This is a genomic window from Erythrobacter sp. F6033, from assembly GCF_023016005.1.
Classification (GTDB): Bacteria; Pseudomonadota; Alphaproteobacteria; order Sphingomonadales; family Sphingomonadaceae; genus Erythrobacter.
The window spans coordinates 767,719-793,641 of record NZ_JALKAZ010000001.1 but is presented as its reverse complement, the minus strand read 5'-3'; the positions used below and the strand labels follow the sequence as shown (position 1 = coordinate 793,641).

At 57.4% G+C, this 25,923-nt stretch carries 23 protein-coding genes; 7 read left to right on the top strand and 16 right to left on the bottom strand.

The genetic code is table 11. The features are described 5' to 3' along the window. Window positions 1-4 precede the first annotated feature (4 nt). The 4 genes from truB to MWU39_RS03665 form a co-directional block, all read right to left on the bottom strand. A complete protein-coding gene (gene truB / locus MWU39_RS03680) occupies window positions 5-928 on the bottom strand; it encodes a tRNA pseudouridine(55) synthase TruB (protein WP_247158625.1) in 924 nt (307 codons plus the stop codon). A gap of 43 nt (window positions 929-971) precedes the next feature. After that, complete coding sequence (locus tag MWU39_RS03675; RefSeq protein WP_247158624.1) at window positions 972-2,438, bottom strand: SLC5 family protein; 1,467 nt, start codon at window positions 2,436-2,438, stop codon at window positions 972-974. A gap of 217 nt (window positions 2,439-2,655) precedes the next feature. Continuing rightward, on the bottom strand, window positions 2,656-5,562 hold the full coding sequence (locus tag MWU39_RS03670) for a TonB-dependent receptor (protein ID WP_247158623.1): 2,907 nt from the start codon (window positions 5,560-5,562) through the stop codon (window positions 2,656-2,658). Between the two features lie 258 nt (window positions 5,563-5,820). Next, window positions 5,821-6,645 (bottom strand): AraC family transcriptional regulator, encoded by an 825-nt coding sequence (locus MWU39_RS03665; RefSeq protein WP_247158622.1) that lies wholly within the window; start codon window positions 6,643-6,645, stop codon window positions 5,821-5,823. A gap of 167 nt (window positions 6,646-6,812) precedes the next feature. Between MWU39_RS03665 and MWU39_RS03660 the strand changes: the two genes are divergently transcribed. The 4 genes from MWU39_RS03660 to galK are packed head-to-tail and all read left to right on the top strand — an operon-like array spanning window position 6,813 to window position 12,722. Beyond that, the gene (locus MWU39_RS03660) at window positions 6,813-9,095 is read left to right on the top strand and encodes an alpha-galactosidase (RefSeq protein WP_247158621.1); all 2,283 of its coding nucleotides are present in this window, start codon (window positions 6,813-6,815) and stop codon (window positions 9,093-9,095) included. A gap of 8 nt (window positions 9,096-9,103) precedes the next feature. After that, complete coding sequence (gene glpD, locus MWU39_RS03655; protein WP_247158620.1) at window positions 9,104-10,600, top strand: glycerol-3-phosphate dehydrogenase; 1,497 nt, start codon at window positions 9,104-9,106, stop codon at window positions 10,598-10,600. After that, the gene (locus tag MWU39_RS03650) at window positions 10,597-11,682 is read left to right on the top strand and encodes a galactose-1-phosphate uridylyltransferase (RefSeq protein ID WP_247158619.1); all 1,086 of its coding nucleotides are present in this window, start codon (window positions 10,597-10,599) and stop codon (window positions 11,680-11,682) included. The genes glpD and MWU39_RS03650 overlap by 4 nt, the downstream gene beginning before the upstream one ends. Then, window positions 11,679-12,722, top strand: a complete 1,044-nt coding sequence (gene galK, locus MWU39_RS03645) for a galactokinase (protein ID WP_247158618.1) — start codon at window positions 11,679-11,681, stop codon at window positions 12,720-12,722. The genes MWU39_RS03650 and galK overlap by 4 nt, the downstream gene beginning before the upstream one ends. On the opposite strand, the gene MWU39_RS03640 is transcribed toward galK, so the two are convergent. Both MWU39_RS03640 and MWU39_RS03635 read right to left on the bottom strand, forming a co-directional pair. Continuing rightward, window positions 12,719-13,432, bottom strand: coding sequence for a site-2 protease family protein (locus MWU39_RS03640; protein ID WP_247158617.1), 714 nt, complete (start codon window positions 13,430-13,432; stop codon window positions 12,719-12,721). The genes galK and MWU39_RS03640 overlap by 4 nt on opposite strands. 32 nt (window positions 13,433-13,464) lie before the next feature. Beyond that, on the bottom strand, window positions 13,465-14,040 hold the full coding sequence (locus MWU39_RS03635; RefSeq protein ID WP_247158616.1) for a thymidine kinase: 576 nt from the start codon (window positions 14,038-14,040) through the stop codon (window positions 13,465-13,467). A 152-nt stretch (window positions 14,041-14,192) separates the two neighbouring features. Between MWU39_RS03635 and MWU39_RS03630 the strand changes: the two genes are divergently transcribed. Beyond that, window positions 14,193-15,830, top strand: coding sequence for an AbgT family transporter (locus tag MWU39_RS03630; RefSeq protein WP_247158615.1), 1,638 nt, complete (start codon window positions 14,193-14,195; stop codon window positions 15,828-15,830). Window positions 15,831-15,942: 112 nt separating this feature from the next. Then, window positions 15,943-16,515, top strand: coding sequence for a YceI family protein (locus MWU39_RS03625; RefSeq protein WP_247158614.1), 573 nt, complete (start codon window positions 15,943-15,945; stop codon window positions 16,513-16,515). Here the strand turns inward: MWU39_RS03625 and rbfA are convergent. From rbfA to pspF, 10 genes are all read right to left on the bottom strand, one after another. Further along, window positions 16,512-16,925: a 30S ribosome-binding factor RbfA gene (gene rbfA / locus MWU39_RS03620; protein ID WP_247158613.1), complete on the bottom strand. Its 414-nt coding sequence runs from the start codon at window positions 16,923-16,925 to the stop codon at window positions 16,512-16,514. The two genes, MWU39_RS03625 and rbfA, sit on opposite strands and share 4 nt — an antisense overlap. A gap of 4 nt (window positions 16,926-16,929) precedes the next feature. Beyond that, entirely contained in the window at window positions 16,930-17,487 is a 558-nt protein-coding gene (locus tag MWU39_RS03615; protein ID WP_247158612.1) for a DUF1697 domain-containing protein, read from the bottom strand. Beyond that, complete coding sequence (locus MWU39_RS03610) at window positions 17,487-17,927, bottom strand: PaaI family thioesterase (RefSeq protein WP_247158611.1); 441 nt, start codon at window positions 17,925-17,927, stop codon at window positions 17,487-17,489. Before MWU39_RS03610 ends, MWU39_RS03615 begins: the two co-directional genes overlap by 1 nt. Window positions 17,928-17,937: 10 nt before the next feature. Next, complete coding sequence (locus tag MWU39_RS03605) at window positions 17,938-18,123, bottom strand: hypothetical protein (protein ID WP_247158610.1); 186 nt, start codon at window positions 18,121-18,123, stop codon at window positions 17,938-17,940. A gap of 13 nt (window positions 18,124-18,136) precedes the next feature. Continuing rightward, window positions 18,137-20,671: a translation initiation factor IF-2 gene (gene infB, locus MWU39_RS03600; protein ID WP_247158609.1), complete on the bottom strand. Its 2,535-nt coding sequence runs from the start codon at window positions 20,669-20,671 to the stop codon at window positions 18,137-18,139. A 17-nt stretch (window positions 20,672-20,688) separates the two neighbouring features. Next, window positions 20,689-21,510, bottom strand: a complete 822-nt coding sequence (locus MWU39_RS03595) for a DUF448 domain-containing protein (RefSeq protein ID WP_247158608.1) — start codon at window positions 21,508-21,510, stop codon at window positions 20,689-20,691. Then, a complete protein-coding gene (nusA, locus tag MWU39_RS03590) occupies window positions 21,491-23,122 on the bottom strand; it encodes a transcription termination factor NusA (protein WP_247158607.1) in 1,632 nt (543 codons plus the stop codon). The genes MWU39_RS03595 and nusA overlap by 20 nt, the downstream gene beginning before the upstream one ends. Further along, window positions 23,122-23,712, bottom strand: coding sequence for a ribosome maturation protein RimP (gene rimP / locus MWU39_RS03585; protein ID WP_247158606.1), 591 nt, complete (start codon window positions 23,710-23,712; stop codon window positions 23,122-23,124). Before rimP ends, nusA begins: the two co-directional genes overlap by 1 nt. A gap of 180 nt (window positions 23,713-23,892) precedes the next feature. Continuing rightward, window positions 23,893-24,204 carry a hypothetical protein gene (locus MWU39_RS03580; RefSeq protein ID WP_247158605.1) on the bottom strand — a complete coding sequence of 104 codons (312 nt, stop codon included), beginning with the start codon at window positions 24,202-24,204 and terminating at the stop codon, window positions 23,893-23,895. An 84-nt stretch (window positions 24,205-24,288) separates the two neighbouring features. Next, a complete protein-coding gene (pspF, locus tag MWU39_RS03575; protein ID WP_247158604.1) occupies window positions 24,289-25,347 on the bottom strand; it encodes a phage shock protein operon transcriptional activator in 1,059 nt (352 codons plus the stop codon). 118 nt (window positions 25,348-25,465) lie between these two features. Here pspF and MWU39_RS03570 point away from each other — a divergent pair, with 118 nt between their 5' ends. Beyond that, on the top strand, window positions 25,466-25,729 hold the full coding sequence (locus tag MWU39_RS03570; RefSeq protein ID WP_247158603.1) for a hypothetical protein: 264 nt from the start codon (window positions 25,466-25,468) through the stop codon (window positions 25,727-25,729). Window positions 25,730-25,923 lie beyond the last annotated feature (194 nt).

Sequence of the window (25,923 nt, the reverse complement as noted above, 5' to 3'; positions counted from 1 at the left end):
TCTCTTACTCAGCGACATCGGGAAGGTTAAAACCCCGCACGACCTTGGCCGTGCCATCCGCAATTTGCAGCAGCGCCACCGGAACATTGTCCAGCATGCCGCAGTAAAGCCCGGATGGTTGGGGCAGCTCAGACAGGACCCGGCCCTGGCGGACCGCCTGCGCACTTGTCTGATCGAGAATTAAGGCCGGGATGTCGTCCAGCCCCGCCTCGAGCGGCAGGAGGAGGTCTTTCAATGGCGCGCCACTACCAATTTCGTTGAGTTTGTCCAGCGAAATCGCTTGATTTTGGTGAAACGGGCCCGCCTTTGTACGGCGAAGATAAGTAACGTGGCCATAGGTTCCAAGAGCACGGGCGATATCTCGTGCAAGAGAGCGGATATATGTCCCCTTGGAAACATGCGCGATCAGCGTGACAGAATCTTCTGCTGGCTGACCGAGAACATTCCACGCGTGAACTGTCACAGTGCGCTTTTTCAAATCTACTTTTTCGCCTGCCCTCGCGCGGTCGTAAGCTCGCTTTCCATCGACCTTTATAGCCGAGTATGCGGGAGGTAGCTGGTCAATCTTTCCTCTGAACTTCGATATTGCAGTACGATAGACCTCCATTGGCTCGGGAATGATATCGGATCGCGCGACAACCTCGCCTTCGGTGTCGAGCGTGGACGTCTCCTCGCCAAACTGGATTGTGAATTCATAGATCTTACTGGCATCGAGCATTCGCCCGGCCAGCTTGGTCGCCTCACCCAGCGCGATAGGCAGCACGCCCTCCGCCAGCGGATCGAGCGTGCCGCCATGCCCGACCTTGGTCTTGGCATAGCCGCCTTCGCGAAGATTCCGCTTCACAGCCGCAACCGCCTGCGTCGAGCCAAGCCCGCGCGGCTTATCGAGGACGATCCAGCCGTGAGGCGCGGGTTTCAGATCTGACATGCCCCCGCGCTAGACGGAGCGCGCGTCAGCCTCAAGTGAAGGTTTACGCCGCGCTGCCTTCATTCTCCATGCCTTCTGTCTCGGCTCCGCCAAGTGAGAAGACCGGGGTCTCGCCATAAACCAGCTTATTCATGACCAGCGCGGTCACAATCGATAGCACCAAAGTAACGGCCATGCCGTGAATGTAATGGGCTGGCTCCCACACCATGCTCCAGAAACCATAGAATACGACGCCGGTGACCACGCCGATCATCGCCGCGCCTGCCTTCACATTCTTGAACAGCAAGCAGACAGCGAAGGCGCTAAGGATTGGCATGGACAGCAAGCCATAAAGCTCTTGCACCGTGTTGATCAGGCTTTCCTGACTCGCGAAGAACGGCACCAGAGCAAGCGCCAGAACCGACATCGCAATCGAAACAATGGCGCTCAGTCTGGCAACAGACTTTGGCCTGTCGACATAGGCCTCGTGAATGTCGCAGACATAGAGCGCGGCAGAGGCGTTGAGGATCGAGTTAAACGTGGTCAGCACAGCAGCGGCCAAAGCGGCTGCAAACGCACCAGAGAGCCACACAGGCAGCACATCACCCACAATGCGGCCATAGGCTGCATCACCAATGTCGCCATACAGCTTGTAAGACACTATGCCCGGGATCACGACGATGGCCGGGACGATCAGCAAGCGGATGCCCGCTGCCGTCAGCACGCCCTTTTGCGCTTCCTTGATACTGGGCGCGGCCATGGCGCGCTGAGTGATTGTCTGGTTGGTCGACCAGTAGAATGTCTGGATGAAAATCATGCCCGTCAGAAGAGTAGGCCACGGAATCGGGCTGTCGGCGCTTCCGATCAAGGTCAGCCGATCTGCGGGAATGCCCGTCAGGTCAAAATCAATCGCTTGCAGAGCGAGATACACGACCAGCAGCGCAAGGCCGAGGATGAGCACGCCCGAATAGGTGTCGGACACTGCAACCGCCCGCAAACCGCCGAAAATGGCATAGCACGCGCCGACTGTGGCGAGGATCACGGCCACAATCAGGATATTCTCCAGCCCCGTATCCAGCCCCACCATTGAAAGCAGGAACAGCGACCCGCCATAAAGGATCGCGGGCAGGAAAATGAACAGATTGCCGAACAGGAACAGCACGCTGATCAGCGCGCGAATGTTCTTGTCGTTATATTTCTTCTGCAGCAGTTCAGTCGTCGTCGTGCAGTTGTTCTTGTAGTAAACTGGCAAGAAAACGAAGGTCAGGATCAACAGCCCAGCAACGGCAGCAAACTCCCACCATGCGAGTAGCGCCATCTGGTTGCCATTCATCCCGATCAGCTGATCGGTGGAGAGGTTCGTCAGCGTGATCGAGCCTGCGATAAAGTACCATTTGAGCCCACCGCTCGCGAGGAAGTAGTCCTTCTCACCCGAATGGCCGTCGCTCAATTTGCCGCGACAATGCAGATAGGTTGCAAAGGCGATAAGGGCGGTGATCCCAACAAAGACCGCGATTTGGACAGTACTCATCGAATTGTCTCTCCCTGCAGCGCTCTTGCGGCGCGGCTTTACAGCTTTCCTGTCACAGCTTTGCAGGCGTGAACAGTGGGGCGCCCTATCGTCTTAGGGAAAACCCGCCCGATAACAGAACGGCGGACATTCCTTTCGATTGGAATGCCCGCCGTCTCTGGTCAACTTGCTTGCACGAGACGGCTCACGTTAAGCAAGTTGGCGACCCAAAGTTTGATTAGAACGATGCGCGCACACCCAATGTGTAGCGTGCACCGGTACGGGTGTAGGTCAACAGACGGTTGGGGAAGCGCGAGAAGTCGCGTGTATCTTCGCCGAGAATGTTGATGCCTTCTGCAAAGATTTGGAACTGGTCTGTCAGTTCAAAGCTTGCCGATGCGTCCAGCTGTCCGAAGGCTTCACGCTGGCGCGGTTCAGCAAATTCAGCCTGACCAAGCACCAAGAAACCATCGCGGTAATTGTACGAAACGCGTGCCGCAAACGGGCCGTTTTCATAAAAGCCGGTGACGTTCACGGTGTGCGGCGTAAAGCCGTTAAAGCCAAGATCGCCAGCCGGAGCATTGTCACGCGATGATGTGACGTAGGTGTAGTTCACGATACCGCCAAAGCCGTTGTCAAACGTCTTTTGGAAGGCAAGTTCAACACCGCTAATGCTACCAGAAAGACCGTTGCGCTGACGGGTGTCAGCAAAATCGCGGGTCACGATTTGATCAGGCTGCACACCCGTCGAATCAAACAGGCGGATTTGCTGCGGGACAAGCACAGTCTCACTCTGGATGAAATTGCCCAATTCTTTGTGGAAACCGGCAACGCTGAAATAGCTCAGATTGTCGAAATACCACTCAAAGCTGATGTCAAAGTTGTCTGCTTCAAACGATTCCAGCAACGGGTTACCACCGCCTGACAAAGGCGCATCGGAGCGTCCGCCGAACGTGTTGGCAACACCCAGCGCGGTCAGCGTCGGGCGCGTAACTGTTCGGGCGTAGCTCAAACGCAAGACCGTATCCGCAGTCGGTTCGACCTTGAAATTGGCCGATGGCAGGAAGTTGAAATAGTCGTTCGAAACGGACGTCGGCACAGGCACAGCCAAAATCGGTTCAAGCTGCGTGTCATTGATGTTCGCTGTAAATTCGACCACCGGCTGATCAACGCCGCTCGAAAGCACGTTTGTCCATGCTACGCGTGCGCCGAAATTGGCCGACCATGGAACACCGCCGCCGAATTCACCGCCCAGTTCAGCGTTGATGTAAGTGGCGTAAATTTGCTCTTCCACCTCAAAGCTGCCCGAAGCGTTGAATGTCGGGGTGTATATCCCGAGAACCGGATCAAGACCGCCGCCATTCAGGTATGCCAGAAGGGCAGCCGTGTTACCGCCGGTGCGCGCCGGATCGTTGATGTTTGCAACGTCGTTTAGCTGAGCAAAGGCATCAGCGAATGATGCATTCAAGATCGTCGAAGGGACTGTGTCTGCCCCTTCGACACCGGATAGGAAGCCATCGAAGGAGAACTGGTTCAAAATCGATTCATCGAACCCGACCGTGTAACCACAATAGGCACAGAAGATATTACTGGCCGAAAGCGGGCCTTCGCCATCAGGATCGGCGAAGTTATCGAACAGATCGCGCGATTTGCTGCGGTCGGTCGAAATACCGCCAAAGCTAATTTTGGTGAGCGGTCCGGCGTCCACTTCCCAATCACCATCAAAGCGGAATTCGATCACCTCATCATCAACCCGCGTGCGGTTTACATTCACAAAGTGCAAACGCTGGATCGATGTATCGACGAAGTCGGCTGCGTTGATATTGGTGATTGTCGAGATGCCCGATGTGCTTGTCGACTGGATCAAAGGCGATGTCGGGGCAAGCGCGCCCAAAACCACAAACGGATTGGTGCCGTCGCGCGTCGCTTTCGAATAGGAAGCGTCAGCCACAATTGTTAGGCGGTCGGTTGCTTCAAATTCGAAGTTTGCGCCGAACGCCAACGTTTCCGCCTCGCGGTTGTTCGACGTGAGAACGTTGTCGTTTTGCGATGCGCCAACCAGACCAGCGATGTCCGGGTTGCGTGCCTGAAAATCGAGGCTCGGGCGGCTAAAGGACGTTACCGTTCCGTTCGCATCTACCACCGGGTCAATAAAGGGCGGCGAAAAGAAACCCGAGAACTGTGTATCGAAGGAATCAATCTCGAACTTCGAATATAGTCCGTCAAACGTCAGCGTCCCACGGTCCGCCATGTTGAATTGAAGCGCGCCGTTCAAGGTGAGACGTTCACGCTCCTGATCGTCGCGACTGAAGATCACCTGTTGCTGCAAGCGAGCGCCTGCTGGCAGGCCGCCGTCAAGTGCGCCAGGCGCTGACTCTTCCGAAATGTCGGTGGGCTGAAGATTTGAGGAGGACTCGGGCGCGAAGATTGCCGGGTTGCCCTGACGAAGCGCAAAGCCATTGGTAAGATTGCGATCAATTTGAGCGTTACGTTTGCTGTAGCTAGCGCCGAAAAGAGCGCCAACGTTACCGTTCGACCACGACAGCACACCGCTGATATCGGTGCCAAATTCGTCGGACAATTCTTCGTAAATGCCCGCAGCTGAAATTGTCGCGTTAAAGCCGAGACGGTCAATCGGCTTTGCGGTTGTCACATTAACAACCGCACCAATACCGCCCGACTGGAGCGATGGCTGCGATGATTTGTAAACTTCGGCGGTTTGGATAATGTCCGATGAAAGCACATCGAACGAGAATTCGCGGCCATCATTGTCCGTTGCAAGTGTGCGTCCGTTAAGGAGTACGGCGTTGAATTCTGGACCGAGGCCGCGGACGGTGATGAACTGGCCCTCACCACCGGAACGGTCAATCGCCACACCGGTGATGCGCTGAAGCGATTCTGCGACGTTCTGATCAGGAAACTTGCCGACGTCTTCCGCCGAAACGGCATCAACAACAACCGAGCTGTTGCGCTTGAGATCAATCGAGTCCTGCAGACTTTTCTTAAAGCCGGTGACGATGATTACGTTTTCTTCGCCTTCGACGGTATCAGCTTGATCGCTGTCCTGCGCGAGCGCTGGGCTCGAAATGGCGATTGCAGCAAAAGCGGCGGACTGAGCCAGAATGGCCCGCTTCGAAATCTTCATTGCTCTCTCCCTTTAGGCCTACCCATTTCGGTTGATCTCGACAGGATCGGGTAACGCCAGCAGACCCGTGATGGGCCGTGATGTAAATTCTGCCTTACGCCGGGATGTTTTCCATGGGCGGATTGGACTGGCATGAACTTTTTGGGATTTACCCACGCATCATTTGCCATTGGCAGCGCGAATGTGTCGCAAATTTGCAACGAAGCCCCTTGCTAGGCGCAAATTTAAGCCGAAAGAGGTCAAACAAGGACCAAATTATCAAATCATTGTTTGGTCACGCCCAATTCTCGAACGGTATTCGGATGGCGACCAACCAACCGTTTTGCTGAACTGGCGGCTGAAGTGGTATTCGTCGCAAAAACCCAGCTCGTCGGAAATGTCGCGCAACAATACTCCCGGCTCGCTTAACATCGTACAAGCGCGCTCCATCAAGAGGCTGGTGCGATATCGCCCGGGTGAACGGCCAGACAGCTTTCGAAAACGTTTGCGGAATGCTTCATAGGATTGCTCCATCCGCGTCGCGGCGATGCGAACGTCCATCGTCTCCGCTATCGCTTGCTTTGCTTGCTCGAGCCAGGCGATATCATCAACCATGTCCACTTCGCTCGCCTTGGCGATGTCGGCTAGCAGGCCCTGAAGACCGATAGACTCTCGTACAAGCTCATTCTCGGTCTGCGCGCTTGCTCCACTGATCAGGCCCAGGATTCTATCTCGCCAGAAGTCCATCGGATGCAACGCAATTACGGGTCGCTCCTCATCTATGCACTTCGCCTCACGCCACAGATCAAAGACAGGCCCTTCGAAAACGAGATAGAATTCATCCCAGCTTTCACCTCTCGCGGGGCCGTACCAATGCTCGACGCCTGGATAGATGAGGATCGCATCGCCGGCATTCACATCCAGCTCAATTCCGCGTTCATCGCGGTAATGCCCCTTGCCCCGAGTTACATAGACGAGAGTGAAATGCGGCAATGTGCGTCGCGCGGTCAAAACGCCGACACCTTTGTTCAAGAAACAAGCAATCTTTATGCCCCCGATGGGAGACAGATGCATATTCTGCTTGTAGACCTTCTCTTCCCACATGCCGACCACAACTCCTTTGACGCAAGCGAGATACCAAAAAATTCATGCGCTGCCAAAACACCTCTTCACAATTGCGCCATATCGGCGAAATTGACTGGCTTGAGACGCAGGTCGGCTGATGGGGATTTTGAGCCGAGACGCGATGGGACACGGGATGGATTCCTTGGATGGCTGATACGTCAGAAAATGGCGCCGCTGCTTATGCGGATAATGATAGCGGCATTGACGCCGGCGAGACGCCTGTGAACAGCGATATTGCGGTTCATCAGCACGGCCCTGTTCCAGCTGACGATCCAGCCGATCAGGCCGAGGCCGACCATTCCTTTTACGCGCTCCGCGCAGGAGGCACTTTGATCGCGCTGGAAGCCAGCAAAGGCATGCGTCCGATTGTTGTTTATGCAGGACGTGATTTGCCGGGCGTTGATCCGGATGAATTGGCCTTGCTTTCAACCCAGCAACACGCCCCCGGCAGCGCTTCTGTTCCTTTGCGCGGGTCAATTCTCAATGAAATAGGGACGGGAATCTCCGGTCCATCGGGCCTGATCGCGCATCGATCAGGCGAGGATTGGGCCATCGATCTGCGAATCGAACGCGTCGAACAGATGTCTCCGGCAGAGATCAGCATCTTCTGCAAAGACAAAACCACCGGCATCGCAGCACAGCACACCCTCGCCCTGAGCGAAGGCACTGGCATGCTTGTTTGCAGCACCACAATTGAGAATACGGGTCAGCGCGATCTGGAGGTCGATTGGTGCGCAGCCCTTTGTCTGCCGCTCGACCCTCGGCTTACACGTTTCCTTAGCTTTACAGGCAAATGGGCGCACGAATTCGCGATTGAGGAAGTCCCCGACTTCAAAGGCAGCATCGTCCGCGAAAACAAATCTGGCCGCACCAGCCACAATGTATTTCCCGGCGGAATCATGGCGACTCCGCAGACTTCCGAAAATGGTGGAATGGCGCTCGGCTTTCATCTCGCATGGAGCGGCAATCACCGCCTACGAATAGATCGTCACAGCGACGGTCATTCACTCGTTCAGATGGGCGAGCTATCATTCCCCGGTGAAATCCGGCTGAGTCAGGGCGAAAGCTATCAGACACCCGACTTCCTCGCGTGTTGGTCTGACAACGGTTTCAACGCGGTCAGCCATGCGTTTCACGATTATTTGAACGGCGAAGTGCTCGACGCGCGTACCAATGCCAAACCGCGGCCAGTCCACTACAACACGTGGGAAGCCGTCTATTTCAACCACAAAGAGGATGATCTGCTTGATCTCGCGCAAGCCGCCGCCAATGTCGGCGCGGAGCGGTTTGTGCTCGACGATGGCTGGTTCGGATCGCGCCGCCACGATGGCGCTGGGCTCGGCGATTGGTGGGTTACTCCAGAATTGTATCCAAACGGCCTTCACCCGCTTGCTGACAAAGTCCGCGAACTCGGCATGGAATTCGGATTGTGGTTTGAACCGGAAATGGTCAACCCAGACAGCGACCTGTACCGCGCACATCCCGACTGGGTGCTCAAAGCAGAAGGCGTCGATGCCGTCCCGTTCCGTGGACAGCTGACGCTTGATCTGACCAAAACAGCTGTGTTCGATTATCTGTTCGAGCGGATCACCGACCTCGTCGGCACATACCAGATCGCCTACATCAAATGGGACATGAACCGCGACACGAACCACCCCGCCAGCAGCGGTCGCGGCGCGATGCATCGTCAGACACAGGCGGTTTACCAGCTGATCGCGAAGCTGCGCAGCGCTCATCCCGATCTTGAGATTGAAAGCTGTTCATCGGGCGGAGCGCGCGCGGATTTCGGCATTATGCGCCATGCCGACCGGATCTGGACTTCGGACAACAACGATGCGCGCCAGCGCCAGCATATCATGCGCGGGGCAAGCCATTTTTTCCCTCTCAAAGTGCTTGGCAACCATGTCGGCCCTCGCCGGTGCCACATCACCGGGCGCGAGTTCAGTATGGCTTTCCGCGTGGGCAGCGCGATGTTGGGTCATATGGGAATGGAGCTGGATCTGCGCGATGAAAGCGAGGCGGATTTCAAGACGCTGAAAGCCGGGATCGCGCTTCATAAGAAACACCGTGATCTGATCCATTCGGGCCGTTTCATCCGGCTTGAGCGTGGCGAGACAAGCAACTTGGTCGGCTGCGTCGCTCAGGATCAGTGCGAAGCGATCTTTTCCTTCGCCAAGCTGGAAACCGAACTGGCCACAATGCCTGCCCGCATCGTGCTGGGCGGTTTGAACCCGGATGCGAAATACCGGGTCCGGATGATTTGGCCGTGGTTCAATCCGTCAATAAGCATGCCCTCAATCGTTGATGCAGCCGATTTGCGCGAAGACGGGCACATCTTTTCAGGTGCAGCGTTGATGGGGCATGGTATGCAACCGCCACTCACGTTCCCTGATACGTGTCTGATCTATCACCTCGAAGCCTGCGAGTAAGCCCGACAATGAGCGAACCCTATGATCTGCTGGTAATTGGCGGCGGGATCAATGGCGCCGGAATTGCCCGCGATGCCGCCGGACGCGGCCTTTCTGTCTTGCTGGTCGAGAAGGATGATCTCGCAAGCCACACCTCCAGCGCCTCAACCAAACTGGTGCACGGCGGGTTGCGCTATCTGGAGCATATGGAATTCCGGCTGGTTCGCGAAAGCCTGATCGAGCGGGAGCGCTTGCTGAAGATCGCGCCGCACATAATCTGGCCGCTGCGCTTCGTGTTGCCTCATGACAAGGGCCTGCGTCCAAAATGGATGCTGCGCCTCGGCCTGTTTATGTATGACAATCTGGGTGGGCGGAAAATCCTGCCCCCTACCCGCACGCTCGACCTGCATGCCGCGCCGCATGGCGGGATTCTGGAGGACCGGCTCGAAACCGGATTTGAATATTCCGATTGCTGGGTCGAAGATTCGCGGCTTGTCGTGCTCAATTGCGTCGATGCGAAAGAGCATGGGGCGGACATCCGCACGCAAACCGAATGCACCGGATTGGACCGCCGCAAAGACATCTGGATCGCTGATCTGCGCACATCCAATGGCACGGAAGAGCGCGTTGCCGCCCTCAATGTGGTGAATGCAGCAGGTCCATGGGTCGATAAAGTGCTTGGCCGCGCGATGCCGGGTAACGCGCATGAAAACCTGCGCCTCGTGAAAGGCAGCCATCTGATCTTCCCGCGCCTGTTCGAGGGTGATCATTGCTACATTTTCCAGAATAAAGATGACCGGATCATCTTTGCGATACCCTATGAACGTGACTTCACTTTGGTCGGGACAACCGATCAGGGTTTTGAAGGCGACCCGACAGGGATCGACATTTCGCCCGAAGAGGCCGCCTATATCTGTGATGCCGCGAACGAGTATCTGAAGGCAGATATTTCGCCGGAACAAGCCGTGTCCAGCTATGCCGGGGTTCGCCCGCTCTATGATGACAAGTCGGCAAACAATTCGACCGTCACGCGCGATTATGTGTTCGAGCTGGACCAGGGCGAGGATGGTAAAGCGCCGCCGCTGCTTTCGATATTTGGCGGCAAAATCACGACCTATCGCAAACTTGCCGAGCATGCGATTGAGAAACTCGGGCTGCCGGGTGACGCATGGACTGCTGATAAATATCTGCCAGGCGGGGATATTCCTGTTGAGCAATTCGATGCGCAGCTTGCGAAACTCCAGATGGAATATGACTGGTTTCCAGCCGAAGGCATGCGCCGCTTGTTCCGCGCTTACGGCACCAGAGTGGAAACGCTTATCGGGGATGCGCGCGGCCTGAATGATATGGGCGAACATCTGGGCGGCGATCTCTATGCGCGCGAGCTCGAATATCTCGTCGACCATGAATTTGTGACGAGCGCAGAGGATGTGCTGTGGCGGCGGAGCAAACTGCGGCTGCATCTTGATAAGGCCGCTCAGGAACGGGTCGAAAACTGGTTCACAAACCGGATTGTCGCGGCATGAGCGAGCCGGTCTCCCTTCCCCGCTCGCTTGGCGGCGCGCCGACCTATCGCCGCGATCACCGCAAGGCGGACGGGCGCATGCTGCACCTGTATGGCCGCACATCGCACGATCTGCCGCTGCAACCGGAAAGCGCGGATGAGATCGCGCAAGGCGGCGAGATCCGTCACCATCCGCTGCGCAATGAATGGAATGTCTATGCCGCGCATAGGCAAAACCGCACATTCAAACCGAGCGCCGCAGACGATCCACTTGCCCCAACGCGGCCCGATGGCCCGGAAACCGAAATACCATTCAGCGATTTCGAACTGGCGATTTTCGAAAACAAGTTTGCGGCTTTCCACCCGAGCGCTGCGAATGCTGCTGAGCTTGCAGGTATCACCAGCGAACCAGCCAAAGGCGCGTGCGATGTCGTGGTCTACGGGCCGGAAACCACTGGCAATTTGCACTCGATAGGTGGCGATCGCCGCCAGGTGCTGATCGCGGCCTTGATTGACCGCTATCAAACGCTTTTCGATGCGGGTTGTCGCTATGTCCTGCCCTTCGAAAATCGCGGTGACGAAGTGGGCGTGACCCTGCACCATCCGCATGGGCAGATTTACGGGTTTGAAAGGGTGCCCGAAATTCAGCAGCGCGCGATTGATGCCTTTGCGGATGGATACGACTTGGCGAGCGAGATCACCGCCGCCCTACCCGATTATGGCCTCGGCGAAACAGGCGGCGTCGCTGCTTTCGTGCCGCGCTTTGCCCGCTTCCCTTACGAAGTCTGGATCGCACCGCGCATCCGACGCGAAGGGCCGTGGGACTGCAGTGATGAAGAGCTCGAAGGCCTCGCCTATTGGCTTGGTGAAGTGACACGTCGCTATGATGCGCTGTTCCGGCAACCTGCTGCGACGATGATGGCATTCCACGCCGCACCCGCTGGCGGATCAGAAAACTACCACTTCACCGTGCAATTCTACCCATTGCTGCGCGCACCCGGTCGGCAGAAATATCTTGCCTCTGTCGAACAGCACACCGGTACCTTCACCGTCGATGTCATGCCGGAAAGCGCGGTCGCTGCCTTGAGAGAACACGAAAAGTGAGCGAGCACTTCACTGCAAGCGCGCCGGGCCGCGTCAATCTGATCGGCGAACACACCGATTATAATGGCGGAATGGTTTTGCCAGCCGCGCTGGCAGTTGGCCTTGAGGTCACTCTAGCTCCACGCGGCGACAGCGCTGTTGCGGTCAGCTCGGGCGGCTATGATGCCCCGGCGATCCGAGATTTGGCGGACGAAGCCGTGGGCGATTGGGCGGATCCTTGTGTCGGTGCATTGCGCGAGGCAAACACACTCGGACTGCTCGATGGCGGAGCGACGTTGGACGTTGTCTCGACCATTCCAGAAGGCTCAGGTCTATCCTCTTCCGCTGCGTTGATCGTTGCCGTGCTGAAGGCCGCCCGCGCCGCGAAAGGCGAAGGCCCAAGCGATGTCGAACTCGCGGTGGCGGCCCGCCGGGTCGAGAACAATTATATGGGTGTGCCGTGCGGCATCATGGACCAGATGGCGGTCGCGCTCGCGACACCGGGCACGGCGATGGCGCTGGACACACGCTTGCTCGACTACACGCTTGTCGCCCTGCCCAGCACGCATGAGCTGGTGGTCGTGCATTCGGGCAAGACCCGCAAGCTGACCGACGGCCGCTACGCCGCCCGCAAAGTGGAATGCGACACCGCCAAACGGTACTTCGGCACCGAAGATTTATGTTTGCTCGATTGGGATGATGTTGTCAGCGCGGATTTGGATGACGCGCCCAAGAACCGCGCGCTCCACTGTGTCAGCGAGAATATCCGTGTTCACTCAGCCATCGCCGCGCTTGGGGCAGGCGATATGCCCGCACTCGGCGGAGCCATGAATGAAAGCCACGTGTCGATGCGTGATCTGTTCGAGATGTCATTGCCGGAAATTGATGCGCTGGTGGAAACTGCGACCGAACTGGGTGCAGTGGGAGCGCGTCTTACCGGAGGCGGCTTTGGCGGATGTATTGTCGCCTGCGTTGAGAAATCGGCGCGCGAATATTGGCTCAAAGCGTTGCTGGATCGCCATTCAGACGCCCGATTTATTGACGCCGTGGGCGGGGTCTAGCTTCCGATAAACTGCGCGATGCTCAGGTACTGGTCCACCGTCCATGAAACGGGCGGCATCACAATCTGCGCAATCCAGCCGGTTCCAAAAACCCAGCTCGCCGCGATGATCGCGATAAACAGGAACATGCCGACCTGTTGCAGCTTCTCCCACTCCGCGCGAAGCCGATCAGGCAACATTCCGCCAACAATGTGCGATCCATCAAATGGTGGGATCGGCAACAGGTTAAACAGGCCGAGAAAGACATTCATCAAGATCGAGTAGTAGAGCATTGACGTTAGCGGGCGCAGATCGCCGCCCGCATCGACAAGCAGCATCGACAGTCCGACATCATCGCCAAAGCGCACGCCTTCCGGCGCGAACAATCCGAACAGGATTGCGGCGATCAGGGCGAGTACGAAATTGCTCGCCGGACCAGCAGCCGCAACGGCCATCATTCCGTATCTCGGATTGTTCAGACGGTGCTTGTTGACCGGCACAGGCTTGGCCCAACCAAACACCGGACCGCCGAAAAGCGCGAGAAACCCCGGGACCAACAATGTGCCCACTGGATCGACATGCGGGATCGGGTTGAGCGTCAACCGACCGCGATCGCTCGCCGTGTTGTCTCCCAATGCCTTGGCAGCATAGCCATGCGCGACTTCATGAAAGACAATCGCGATGACGAGGCACGGGATCAGGATCAGTGCGAGGATGATGGTTTCAGACATTGTCGGTAAGTAGGGTGCCGCGCAGCCTTAAGCTAGGCTTCCAACGCTTCGCTGAAATGTTTCCGGCACAGTGCCAAATAGCGGTCGTTCCCGCCGATCTCTGTTTGGGCGCCCTCAGCCACCGGCTTGCCCTCTGCGTCGACGCGCAAATTCATCGAGGCTTTGCGCCCGCAATGGCACACTGCCTTCAACTCGACGAGCGCATCGGCAATGCCAAGCAGAGCCGCCGAACCTGGAAACAATTCACCCTGAAAATCGGTGCGGATGCCGTAACACAGGATCGGGATGCCGACCTGATCCGCCAGTTTGGCAAGCTGCCAGACCTGCTCCTTGGTCAGGAACTGCGCTTCATCAATCAGAACACAATCGAACGGCGTGTTTTCATGCGCCACACTGATCGCCGACCAAAGATCGGTATCGGGAGCATAAAGATACGCACCGGCCTCAAGTCCGATGCGGCTGCGCACCATCCCGTCACTGCGCGTGTCCAGTTCGGCGGTCCACAACATCGTTGTCATGCCGCGTTCGCGGTAATTGAAATCGGCCTGAAGCAGAGTCGTCGATTTGCCCGCATTCATGCTCGAATAATAGAAATACAGCTTTGCCATGCCCGCAAGACTTGCACCGCGCACCTCGCAGCACAAGCGTGCGCGGCGCTGTGTCCACTGCGCATCAACAGGCAGCGCGTTCAGAGGGCAGACAGGCGCGCGCCGCAATGTTAGGCACACGGCCAATTGCGAATACAAAATGGGGATTTTTCATGGCAGGTGCGGCAGCAGCTGAAAACGGCGGTCAGGGGATGACCGGCATTCTGGGCTGGATCGAACGGAGCGGCAATAAGCTGCCTGATCCGGTGTTTTTGTTCTTCTATCTGATCGTCGCACTGGTCGTGGTTTCGATCATCTGCGCTGCACTTGGCGTGTCGGCGTTCCATCCGACAACGCTCGATGAAGCCACCGGAGCACCGCTTCAGATCGAAGCGGTCAGTCTGCTATCGGCAGACAACATCCAACGCCTCTGGGTTGAAATGCCTAAGACATTCACGCACTTTCACCCGCTCGGCTATGTTTTGGTCGTGATGCTGGGTGCTGGTGTCGCCGAACGCTCCGGCTTCTTCGCTGCGGGCATGGCAAAAGCTGTCAAAGCGGCGCCAACAGCTCTCCTCACGCCGGTTGTCGCGCTCGTCGCGATGCTGGGCAACCATGCGGCCGATGCGGGTTATGTGGTGCTGATCCCGCTCGCTGGCATCCTGTTTGCGGCTGCCGGACGCCATCCGCTGGCTGGTATCGCAGCTGCATTTGCGGGCGTTTCGGGTGGCTTCTCGGCCAACATCTCGCCGGGCCAGCTTGATGCCTTGCTGTTCGGCATCACCGAAGAGGCCGTTGCTGCGAGCGCGCTTGATCCATCATGGACGGCAAACATCGCGGGCAACTGGTACTTCATCAGCGCTATGACATTCCTGTTCTTGCCGATCATTTGGTACGTCACAGACAAAGTCATCGAACCGCGCCTTGGTCCTTGGACCGGCGGCGCAATCGCGGGCGCTGGCGATGATGCCGATCCGACCGTGCAAGACCCGGCACTCGCCAGCAAAGGTCTGCGTCATGCGGGTCTGGCGGTCCTTTTCGTCGTCCTGCTTTGGGTGGCGATGGTCTTCGCCCCGGGCACGCCTTTGATCAATGAAGGTGCGTGCTTGAACGAAGCCGGTGCAGCCATTCCAGATTGCTCGATCCATTCGGAACTTCGCCCGCTTTACCAGTCTCTGGTCGCAGCGTTCTTCCTGCTCTTCCTGCTTGCAGGTTGGGCCTATGGCCGCGCGGTTGGCGCGATCAAGAACCACCGCGATCTGGTGAACATGATGGCGGAATCGATGAAGGACATGGGGTATTACCTCGTCCTCGCCTTCGCCGCCGCGCACTTTGTTGCGATGTTCGGTTGGTCGAACCTTGGCCTGATCTCCGCCGTTCACGGCGCCGATGCGATCCAGTCCACCGGATTGCCGCTGCCAATCGTGCTTGGGCTTATGGTGATCTTTGCCGGTCTGCTGAACCTCTTCGTTGGGTCCGCCAGCGCGAAGTGGGCATTGCTTGCGCCGATCCTCGTGCCGATGCTGATGCTGCTCGGGATCAGTCCTGAAGGCGCAACGGCTGCTTACCGTGTCGGTGACAGCGCAACCAACATCATCACGCCGCTAATGGTGTATTTCCCGCTGATCCTCGTCTTTGCGCAGCGTTGGGTGAAAGACTTCGGTCTAGGTAGCCTTACCGCGATGATGGTGCCCTATTCGATCTGGCTGCTGGTATCCGGCACCCTGCTGATCGTGCTGTGGTTCTATCTCGGCATTCCGCTCGGTCCGGATGCGCCGGTTGCCTATGCGCTACCCGGTTCGGGCGGATAGCAAGCTGACGTGATTGCGGGATGGGTCATTGATCCATCCCGCCGCACAAATTTCACCAAGTGAAACCTTCTGCGCAAGTGGGACGTATAACGGGGTAACAAGGAGCAAGACTTTGCGACCAAAACACCTGATATTCGTGCCTCTTTTGGCATTGGCTTTTGCCGGTAACACCAGCGCGCCGCGCAATTACTCGCTGGACCCCGGCGCCAGCGAACTGAGCGCCAAAGTCTCGTTTTTCGGTCTGTCCAGCAAGACCATGACGATCCCCAAAATGCGGGGCAAGGCAGTCATTGTTCCCGATGCTCCTGAAAGAGCGGCTATCGACGTCACATTCGATACAACATCTTTAACCGCACCGGACGAGACCACGCTTAAACGGCTGCGCGGAGACAAGTTTTTCTGGGTCGAAAAGTATCCTACGGTTCGCTTCGTAGGCAAATCGCTCACGCTTTCCTCCCCAACCCGGGGGACAGTTTCAGGGAACCTCACCGCACGCGGCGTAACCAAGCCTCAAACGCTGGACGTAAGATTCGACAGCGATCCTAACAAAGCCGGCGCAAGAGAAGCCGTCAGTTTCACCGCGACCACGACAATTGACCGGCGCAAATACGGCATGAAAAGCTATCAGCTGGTCGTGGGCAACAATGTGAAGATTAAATTTCGCGCGCGGATGACACCGAATTAGGCGTCTTCACCGTCTTCATCATCAAGGTCGCGCGCAACCTTTGGATCGCGCAGCAGCTCTTCGATACGATCCGCCTCGGCAAAGCTCTCATCCTTGCGGAACTTAAGCTTGGGCGCGAATTTCAGGCCCAGCCGCTTGGCAACTTCGCGTTGAAGAAACGCTGTGTTCTGGCGCAGCGCTTGCACCACATCGTCTTCACTCGCGCCCAATAGCGGTTTCACATAAGCGGTGGCGTTCCGCAGATCCGGCGTGAGACGAACTTCTGTAACCGAAATGTTCGAAGCACTCACAACCTCATCATGCACTTCCTGCCGCGCAAGAAGTTCAGACAGGATATGCCGCACCCGCTCGCCCACCTTCAGGACGCGGACCGATTGCTGTTCGGCGGTAAAGGGATCTTTGCGGGCCATCGGGCTACACCATCTTTGAAAGGATATTCTTGAGCGAGTTCATATTGCGAGCCGTGCCCTTACAGCCAAGCCTCCGCTCCAGAAACTTGCTGGATAGATCGGACACACCAACGCCGTGCACATAGTCGAGAAACAGCACGCGGTCACCCAAGGCAAGCCGCTCGCTGCCCTTTGATTTGTGTTCCTCGATCAGAGCATCAACGCTCGCCTGTTCAGGCTGATGGTTCAGAAAGATTGAATGCACCATCTTATCGGATCCGTGCTCCGGCCCGATGCCATGGAACGGGTTTTCGTCAATCGCAGCACGGACTTCCGCCTCGGTGCGGACCATCGCGCAGGATTTAAAACCAAATGTTCCTTGCACAGTGCTTTCGAGCTCGGCTTCAATGGTCGGCGCATCGCGAGAGTCGGTCAGGATCACATTGCCGCTTGCCGCGACGGTCGAAACATCCTTGAAACCCGCCGCTTCAAGCGCGGCTTTCAGATCAACCATCTTGATCCGGTTGCCGCCAATATTGATGCTGCCCAGCAGCGCCAGATAGCGTCTCTGTTCTTTGGCCATCAGCCCATGCCCGTTTCGGTGGGCGACGGACGCGGTGTCGGGATCGCAGTGGAAGTAGAGCGGGCATAGATCGTGCCGTCCTCGGCCAACAACTCCCCTTCGAGAAAGACAACGCGCCGCCCGGCTTTCACCACCCTGCCCTTGCCAATCACTTTGGCGCCCTCCGGGATCAAGCGGATCAGCGACATGGAAATCTCGAGGTTGAGCGGTGCCATCTCGCCGCCAGTGGCCGCGACATAGGCATAGCCCATCACATCATCGAGATACCCGGCGACCAAACCGCCCTGCACGCCGCCGCGCCATGTGGTCATTTCACGTTTGACCGTGAACTGCATGGTGGCAGTCAGCGTTTCCTCGTCGAAGGAGACGAATTCTGAACCGAGTAGGTTTGAGTGCGGCGAACCTTCGGCCCCCGCCTGAATTTGGTCTTCCCAGCTCATTCATTCGACCCTAGCTGAACCACAACGTCGGCAAACCGATGAGCAGTACGATTACGAAAAGATCAATCGAGCAACCGGCGGACAAAAGCCTCTCTAACATGCGCTTGTGCCAAGGAAGCGCTGCCCAGCGACGCGCCTCCAACTCTTCGTTGGTCATGTACCGACTGTCGTCGTGGTCGCCTTCCTGATCACTCAAGTGTTAGCGGTCCTCACCCCACCTCAATCGTCCGTTCGCGCTCTTCAACTTCGAAGACTTCCAGCTGGTCGCCCGGCTGAATATCGTTCGTGTCTTCGAGCACTACGCCGCATTCGAGGCCTGAGCGGACTTCGTCCACGTCGTCCTTAAAGCGCCGCAGCGAGGCGATGGTTGTCGCCGAAACGATAACATCTTCGCGCGTGAGACGTGCGAAGAGGCCTTTGCGAATAACGCCCTCTTCGACCAGCAGACCGGCCGCTTTGTCGCGCTTGCCCGATTTGAAGACCTGTTGAACCGCAGCACGGCCAACAACGGTTTCGATCCGTTCCGGACCAAGCTCGCCGGCCATTTCCTTCGCGACCGCTTCGGTCAGGTGATAGATGACATCGTAATACATCATCCGCACGCCATCGCGTTTGACGAGTTCGCGCGCTTTCGCGTTTGGACGCACGCCGAAACCGATAATCGGCGCATTCGATGCAGCGGCAAGCGTAACATCGCTTTCCGTGATCGCGCCGACGCCTGCGTGCAGCACGCGGACTTTGATGTCGTCGGTCGAAATGTTGTGCAGCGAGGTAACAATCGCCTCAACCGAGCCCTGAACGTCAGCTTTGACCAGAACCGGCCATTCGATGACATCCGATGCAAGATTGTTGAACATCGTATCGAAGCTGGTCGGGGCCAGGGCGGTCCGCTGTTCGGTTGCCTTTTCCTGGCGATATTCGGCCACTTCGCGGGCGCGCTGTTCGTTTTCGACCACGGTCAGCTGATCGCCGGCCGACGGCACACCGCCAAGGCCAAGGACCTCGACCGGCATGGACGGGCCAGCTTCCTTGATCTGCTTACCCTGATCATTGACGATCGCACGCACACGGCCGCTTTGCGTGCCGACGACGAATGTATCGCCGCGCTTCAGAGTGCCGCGTGTGATGAGCACAGTCGCAACAGGGCCGCGACCCTTGTCCAGCTGAGCTTCGATCACAGTCGCATCCGCATCGCGATCCGGGCGTGCTTTCAGCTCAAGCAATTCAGCCTGCAGCTCGATCTTCTCAATCAGCTCATCAAGACCGGTTTTCTTGGTCGCCGAAATTTCGACATCCTGAACTTCACCCGACATCGATTCCACGATCACTTCGTGTTCGAGCAAACGGCTGCGGATATTGTTCGGATCGGCTTCCGGCTTATCCATCTTGTTAATAGCAACGATCATCGGGACGCCAGCCGCTTTGGTGTGCTTAATGGCTTCGATGGTCTGCGGCATGATGCCGTCATCCGCCGCCACAACCAGCACAACAATATCAGTCACATTCGCGCCGCGTTGACGCATTTCGGTGAATGCGGCGTGGCCCGGGGTGTCGAGGAAGGTGATCTTCTTCTTGCCCTTGGTTGTGATCTGATAGCTGCCGATATGCTGCGTGATACCGCCCGCTTCGCCTTTGACTACATTGGCGCCGCGCAGGGCATCGAGCAGCGAGGTTTTGCCGTGGTCGACATGGCCCATGATGGTGACGACCGGTGGACGCGGTTTTTGCGTCTCTTCCGGATCAACATCTTCTTCAGCGACAATGTCGATATCGGCTTCAGAAACCTTCTCGATATTGTGGCCGAATTGTTCGACGAGCAGTTCGGCGGTTTCCTGATCAATCGTCTGGTTGACGGTGACCATCATATCCAGGTTGAACAGCTCTTTGACGAGGTCCGCACCCTTTTCGCCCATCCGTTTGGCGAGCTCGCCAACGGTGATCGCTTCGGGAACGATAACATCGCGAACCTGTTTCTCGCGCGGCTTGGATGAGCCTCCGCCTTGCATACGGCGTTCTTTTTCACGCGCACGCTTCAGCGCGGCGAGGCTGCGGGCACGGCGGCCTTCGTCCTCGTTCAGCGCTTTGGTAACGGTCAGCTTGCCAGAGCGGCGCTTGTCGCTGCCGCCGCCTGTATCTTTTTGGGCGCGCTTGTCCTCTTTCTTCTTCTTTTCAGGGCGCTTCGGCTCTGGACGCGCGACAGGAGTGAACTTGCGTCCTGCCGGCTTGGCCTCTTCCACTGGCGCAGCGGCAGCAGCGGGAGCTTCGGCTTCCATAGCCTCAGTCTGCTCAGCCGCTTTCGCTTCTTCAGCAGCGCGTTTTTCGGCGTCTGCCTCGGCCTTCTTGTTGTCTTCGCGCTGGCGAGCTTCCTCTTCCTCACGCTTTTTGGCCTGCTGCTCTTCACGCTTGCGATCATCGGCAAGCTGGGAAAGGCGCTGCTCTTCCGCTTCGAGTTGAAGGCGCTTCACGCGTTCCTGCGCGGTTTCACCGGCAGGTGCGCGTTTCGCAGGCTTCTTGGCCGCGGGCTTTTCAGCTGCGGGTTCAGGTGCCGGTGCGGGCGCAGGGGCCGGTGCAGGCGTCGGCTCAGGCGGAGTTTCGCCGGGCTTAAGGAGCTTGCGGCGGCGCTTCACCTCAACCGCAACCTTGTTGGTGCGGCCGTGGCTAAAGGTCTGCTTGACCTCGCCAGCATCGACCGCCCTTTTGAGGCCTAGCGGTTTACGGGTGCGTTTTTCTGGTTCGTCGCTCATTCTAGCTCGTTAATCCTTCACGTATCAATTCTGTCGTCGCCGCCAGCGCCGGATGGCGCGGCTAGCGCTTCGTCTGAAACAGGCCGATCACAAACGGCATCTGCGCCGCCTGCAAATCCCACTAGGCGATTTACCGCCTGTGCCACGCGGTTCGCCGCGCGGGCCTTTTTGGAACCTTCCAAATCTTCAGGCCGCCCCGAAACGCCCAAATGGACGACATTCTCGCGGCCCAATGCCACAGAGAGCGCATCGCGGTCCAGTGGTAAGACCTGACCGCGCGCTCCGGACCCTTCGATTTCGGCTCCCACGCGCCAGGCCTGGTCCAGTTTCTTGCGGCCAGCTTCGCTGCTGTCGCTGGTATGGAGCAATAGGCCGAGACGGGCTTGTCGTGCCTGTTCCTCGATCCGACTCGATCCTGCCACGACGTTGCCAGCGCGCATCTCCAGCCCAAGGCGGTCTGTCAGGTGACGGGTCAGTGCCATTTCGATCTGCTGCGGCAAATCATCGGAGTAGGAAAGCGTTACGCGCTCTCCGTCTGTATTGGCCGGCCCGCCCTTGAAGGCGCGCATCAATGCCCGTTTGAAATGGCCATCAGCGATCGCCGCTTCAAGTGCAGCGCGGTCTGGCGCGATCCATGCGCCTCGTCCGGGTGCCTTTGCACCGGGATCGGGCAAGACCAAACCATCAGGAGAAATCGCAAGCCGCACGAGGCTTTCGCGAGGATGCGTCTCTCCTGAAAGAATGCAGCGCCGCTCGCTCCCGGAAGCTTTATCAGCTTGCCGGGAACGGGGCGTTTCAGCGATGTCTGAACTTACGCGCTCATTGTGTGGAGTCCGCATCGGCGGCCTCCTGAGTGTCAGGCTCGTCTTCGAACCAGTGTGCGCGGGCAGCCATAATGATTTCGTTGCCCTGCTCTTCAGTCAGGCCATACTCACCAAGCACGCCGCCCTTGTCCTGTTCACGCTGCGGACGACGCATCGGCGGGCCGTCTGTGTTGTTGCGGCGACGAGGCGCTTCGCGTTTCTTCGCGATAAGTTCGTCAGTCGCGAGGTCAGCCAAGTCATCAAGTGTTTTGATGCCAGCTTTGCCAAGCACAACCAACATAGCTTCGTTGAGATGCGGCATGGTCGCCAGATCATCTTCCACGCCGAGTTCGCGGCGGGCGATACGGTGGGTTTCTTCCTGACGCTCGATCGCTTCAAGAGCACGGCTCTGAAGTTCCTCGGCGAGGTCCTCGTCGAAGCCTTCGATCGCGGCCAGTTCGGCCTTGTCGACATAGGCGACTTCTTCGAGCATCGCGAAGCCTTCGGCCACGAGCAGCTGCGAAAGCGTTTCGTCGACGTCGAGCTCTTCTTCGAACATTTTCGAACGCTCGGCGAATTCCTTGGAACGCTTCTCGGAAGCTTCTTCCTCGGTCATGATGTCGATCTGGTTGCCGGTAAGCTGGCTGGCCAAACGCACGTTCTGGCCGCGGCGACCGATTGCCAGCGAAAGCTGATCATCCGGAACAACGACTTCGATACGGCCATCGTCTTCGTCGAGAACAACGCGGGCAACCGTTGCCGGCTGCAAGGCGTTCACGATAAAGGTCGCGATATCTTCCGACCATGGAATGATGTCGATCTTTTCGCCCTGCAATTCCTGCACGACGGCCTGAACGCGGCTACCCTTCATACCAACGCAGGCGCCGACCGGGTCGATGCTGCTGTCGTGGCTGATCACGCCGATCTTGGCGCGTGAACCCGGATCGCGAGCAGCGGCTTTGATTTCGATGATGCCATCGTAAATTTCAGGCACTTCCTGCGCGAACAGCTTGCGCATGAAATCAGGCGCGGCGCGTGAGAGGAAGATTTGCGGACCGCGATTGTTGCGTTCCACTTTGGTGATGAGCGCGCGGACACGCTCGCCGACACGAGCGGCTTCACGCGGAATTTGCTGATCGCGGCGAATAACGCCTTCGGCGCGGCCAAGATTGACGATCACGTGGCCAAATTCGACCGACTTGATCACACCGGTGATAACTTCACCAGCGCGGTCTTTGAACTCTTCGAACTGACGCTCACGCTCAGCATCACGGACTTTCTGGAAGATAACCTGCTTTGCGGACTGGGCATCGATGCGGCCCAGATCAACTGGAGGCAGTGGATCAACGATAAAGTCGCCGATGGCCGCGCCTTCTTGCAGTTTCTGGCCCTGCTTCAGATCGACCTGCTTGAAGTAGTCTTCAACTTCCTCGACCACTTCGACAACGCGCCACAGCGTCAGATCGCCGGTTTGCGGATCGAGCTTCGCACGAATGTCGTTTTCGGCACCGTAACGGTTACGGGCTGATTTCTGGATTGCTTCTTCCATCGCTTCGATAACGATCGATTTGTCGATCATCTTTTCCGAAGCAACAGCGTTTGCAATCGCGATAAGTTCTGCCTTGTTGGCGGAAATGGCACTGGCCATCAGTCGTCTGCCTTTTCTTGAGTGTCTTCTACAATGTCTTCGGCACCAGTGGTGTCGATCGGTTTGGTTGCAGCGATCAGCGCATCCGTCAGGACAAGCTTGGCTGCGTGAATTTTTGACTGGGGAAGTTCAACCTTACCCAAGTTTACGGCGTCTATCTGCACCATATCACCATCGATGCCGATAAGCTCGCCTTTAAATACGCGCTGTTCGCCCGAACCTTTGGCTCCGTCACCCGACCAGCCTTTGGTCATAACGATGCGCGCTTCGTGCCCTGCCCAATTCGTGAAGTCTTTTTCACGGGTCAAAGGACGATCAATACCTGGCGATGACACTTCGAGGTGATAGGCACCTTCGATCAGCACTTCGCCCGCTTCTTCGCGTGCGTCGATCATATCGGAAACGCGGCGCGAAAGCTCGGCGCATTGTTCGATGATAAGCTGACCCGTTGCCGGGTCTTCGGCCATGATCTGCAGCGCTTCACCGCCGTCACCGGCCTCCGATGGCATCATCTTCACGCGCACCAGTTCAAAACCCAAAGCCGCAGCTTCCGGTTCGATCAGGTCAGTAAGGCGCGCGATATCGCTCATCAAAATCCGTCATAATGTTTCAACATGACAAAGCCGATTTGTGCCGGCCCCTTGCGGCGCCAGCATCCAAACTTGTATCGACAATGTCGGGATGAGAGGCAGTTAGGCCCACTCCGCCGCTTTGGCAAGGGCCAAGCGGACTATTCCAGACTTATTTGAAAAGCGGTATTGAAGCGGTATTTAGTCGTCGCTGCCCCAGCCGCCAACATACTCACCATCTTCGTAAGTCGAGCCAGAGCCTCTGCCTGGTTCAGAATAACCCCAGCCATCCTTGCTCATTTCGCGAGTACGCTTTGCTTCGAGTTCGGCTTCGATAGCGCGTTCACCCAGACGTTCTGCGCGTTCAGCGGCGGCATCGACGACTTGCGGCGCAACAACGCTTGCTCCGACGGTCATAAACAGACCAAAAAGCATAACAGCACCGAATATAAGCAGCATAACCAACCGGAAGCTGCTGAAAACATTATCGATCACATCGCCAACGATACGCATACAAAACCCCTTTCACACGAAGGGTTTTAAGGCGCATGGGTAAACAAGCAGTTATTGCAGCAGAAACATGGAGATAAGAGGCGTCTAATCCTCTGCTTGCTCTTCCATAAGGCCATGCTTCTTGATCGCATGGCGCAGCTGATCATAGCTCAGTCCAAGCGCCTTTGCCGTCTGGCGCTGGTTCCAGCGGTGCTTACCCAGCGCGTGCTGCACAATTGACCGTTCGTGCATATCCACCGCGGCGCGCAAATCGTCGACATGGTCAAGATCAACACCAAGTGAGCCAGCACCCGCCGGTTGCGCGCCCTGCCCGTCTGCTGGAGACCTGACAGCCGGTTCGGATTTGCGATGCGATGGGGAAACTGGCTTCCACGGACTGTCAAACGGGTCGAATTGGACATGTGAGATCGGCTCGGCTGGATCGTCCCAGCGATAGACCGCACGCTCCACCACATTGCGAAGCTCGCGGACATTGCCGGGCCAGGCGTAGTTTTCCAGTTGCTCGTTCACATGCGGCGCAAAGCCGGGCCATTGATGCCAATCCAATTCAGCCGCCATACGCCGCGCAAAATGCTGAGCCAAAACGCCGACATCGCCTTCGCGAACGCGCAGAGGCGGCAGTGTTATGACTTCAAAGCTAAGCCGATCGAGCAGATCAGCCCGGAATTCACCGCTTTCGGCCAGCGCGGGCAGATCATCATTGGTTGCGGCCACAATGCGGACATCAACGCGGATCGGACGCGAAGAGCCAATCCGGGTGACTTCGCCATATTCCACCGCCCTCAGCAGGCGCTCTTGCGCGCCCATCGACAATGTGCCCAGTTCGTCGAGAAACAAAGTGCCCTTGTCGGCTTCTTCAAACCTTCCGGCGCGCGCTTTGGTAGCACCTGTAAAGGCCCCCGCTTCGTGACCGAACAATTCGGCTTCGATCAGGGTTTCAGGAAGCGCCGCGCAATTCATGGTGACGAGAGGCTCATCCCAACGGGTTGATAGACGGTGAAGCCGTTCGGCGATCAATTCCTTGCCAGTCCCGCGCTCACCGATGACGAGCACTGGGCGGCTCATAGGGGCAGCGCGAGACGCCCTTTCGACCGCATCAAGGAATGCCCCGGATTGGCCGATAAACTGATTTTCGCGCTCCATAGCCAATGTATAGTGAAATTTCCCAATGCTTGGCAATAGAAACCAACACCAAAAGTTGGGGATCGCGCAAAAACCGCAGTTTTGCGCCGTTTTTCAAGTTTGGCACGCCGATTGCAAAATGGTGGACAAGCAAGGCGAACACACCGGCAAGGGGCCGGAAACGCCGAAAAGTTTATCAAGTCGGGAGATACCCACCATGTACAGCAACCTGTTCTTCGCCAAGAGTTTCTGGTCCAGCAAACTGGGTCAAGCCGCTTTCGCCAGCATCGCAGCCATGAGCGCGATGGTCGTCCTGACCTCACAGTTTGGCACCGGCACTGCGAACGCAGCAAGCTTTGCACAGCCGCATGGCGACACTGTTGTTCTGGCTGAGATGGCTTGAGCCAAACCGTGACCAAACGCGAAACCAACCCTTTTGAGCCGGAGCGGGATCAGTCCCCCGCAAAAGCTGCCCTTGGCGCCACAGCCCCTGCGCGCCCCGGCAGCAAGCCCGCTTCGGTTCAAACCCTTGGCCCAATTGCGCGCCAAAATGGTCTTTCGCGTCTGGATGCCGAAATTGAAGCCTTGCGCAGGAGC

Bases quoted from the DNA above. Each gene is read 5' to 3' on its own strand.
- truB (WP_247158625.1), bottom strand. From the start codon at position 928: ATGTCAGATCTGAAACCCGCGCCTCACGGCTGGATCGTCCTCGATAAG.
- MWU39_RS03675 (WP_247158624.1), bottom strand. From the start codon at position 2,438: ATGAGTACTGTCCAAATCGCGGTCTTTGTTGGGATCACCGCCCTTATC.
- MWU39_RS03670 (WP_247158623.1), bottom strand. From the start codon at position 5,562: ATGAAGATTTCGAAGCGGGCCATTCTGGCTCAGTCCGCCGCTTTTGCT.
- MWU39_RS03665 (WP_247158622.1), bottom strand. From the start codon at position 6,645: ATGTGGGAAGAGAAGGTCTACAAGCAGAATATGCATCTGTCTCCCATC.
- MWU39_RS03660 (WP_247158621.1), top strand. From the start codon at position 6,813: ATGGCTGATACGTCAGAAAATGGCGCCGCTGCTTATGCGGATAATGAT.
- glpD (WP_247158620.1), top strand. From the start codon at position 9,104: ATGAGCGAACCCTATGATCTGCTGGTAATTGGCGGCGGGATCAATGGC.
- MWU39_RS03650 (WP_247158619.1), top strand. From the start codon at position 10,597: ATGAGCGAGCCGGTCTCCCTTCCCCGCTCGCTTGGCGGCGCGCCGACC.
- MWU39_RS03640 (WP_247158617.1), bottom strand. From the start codon at position 13,432: ATGTCTGAAACCATCATCCTCGCACTGATCCTGATCCCGTGCCTCGTC.
- MWU39_RS03635 (WP_247158616.1), bottom strand. From the start codon at position 14,040: ATGGCAAAGCTGTATTTCTATTATTCGAGCATGAATGCGGGCAAATCG.
- MWU39_RS03630 (WP_247158615.1), top strand. From the start codon at position 14,193: ATGGCAGGTGCGGCAGCAGCTGAAAACGGCGGTCAGGGGATGACCGGC.
- rbfA (WP_247158613.1), bottom strand. From the start codon at position 16,925: ATGGCCCGCAAAGATCCCTTTACCGCCGAACAGCAATCGGTCCGCGTC.
- MWU39_RS03615 (WP_247158612.1), bottom strand. From the start codon at position 17,487: ATGGCCAAAGAACAGAGACGCTATCTGGCGCTGCTGGGCAGCATCAAT.
- MWU39_RS03610 (WP_247158611.1), bottom strand. From the start codon at position 17,927: ATGAGCTGGGAAGACCAAATTCAGGCGGGGGCCGAAGGTTCGCCGCAC.
- infB (WP_247158609.1), bottom strand. From the start codon at position 20,671: ATGAGCGACGAACCAGAAAAACGCACCCGTAAACCGCTAGGCCTCAAA.
- MWU39_RS03595 (WP_247158608.1), bottom strand. From the start codon at position 21,510: ATGCGGACTCCACACAATGAGCGCGTAAGTTCAGACATCGCTGAAACG.
- nusA (WP_247158607.1), bottom strand. From the start codon at position 23,122: ATGGCCAGTGCCATTTCCGCCAACAAGGCAGAACTTATCGCGATTGCA.
- rimP (WP_247158606.1), bottom strand. From the start codon at position 23,712: ATGAGCGATATCGCGCGCCTTACTGACCTGATCGAACCGGAAGCTGCG.
- MWU39_RS03580 (WP_247158605.1), bottom strand. From the start codon at position 24,204: ATGCGTATCGTTGGCGATGTGATCGATAATGTTTTCAGCAGCTTCCGG.
- pspF (WP_247158604.1), bottom strand. From the start codon at position 25,347: ATGGAGCGCGAAAATCAGTTTATCGGCCAATCCGGGGCATTCCTTGAT.
- MWU39_RS03570 (WP_247158603.1), top strand. From the start codon at position 25,466: ATGGTGGACAAGCAAGGCGAACACACCGGCAAGGGGCCGGAAACGCCG.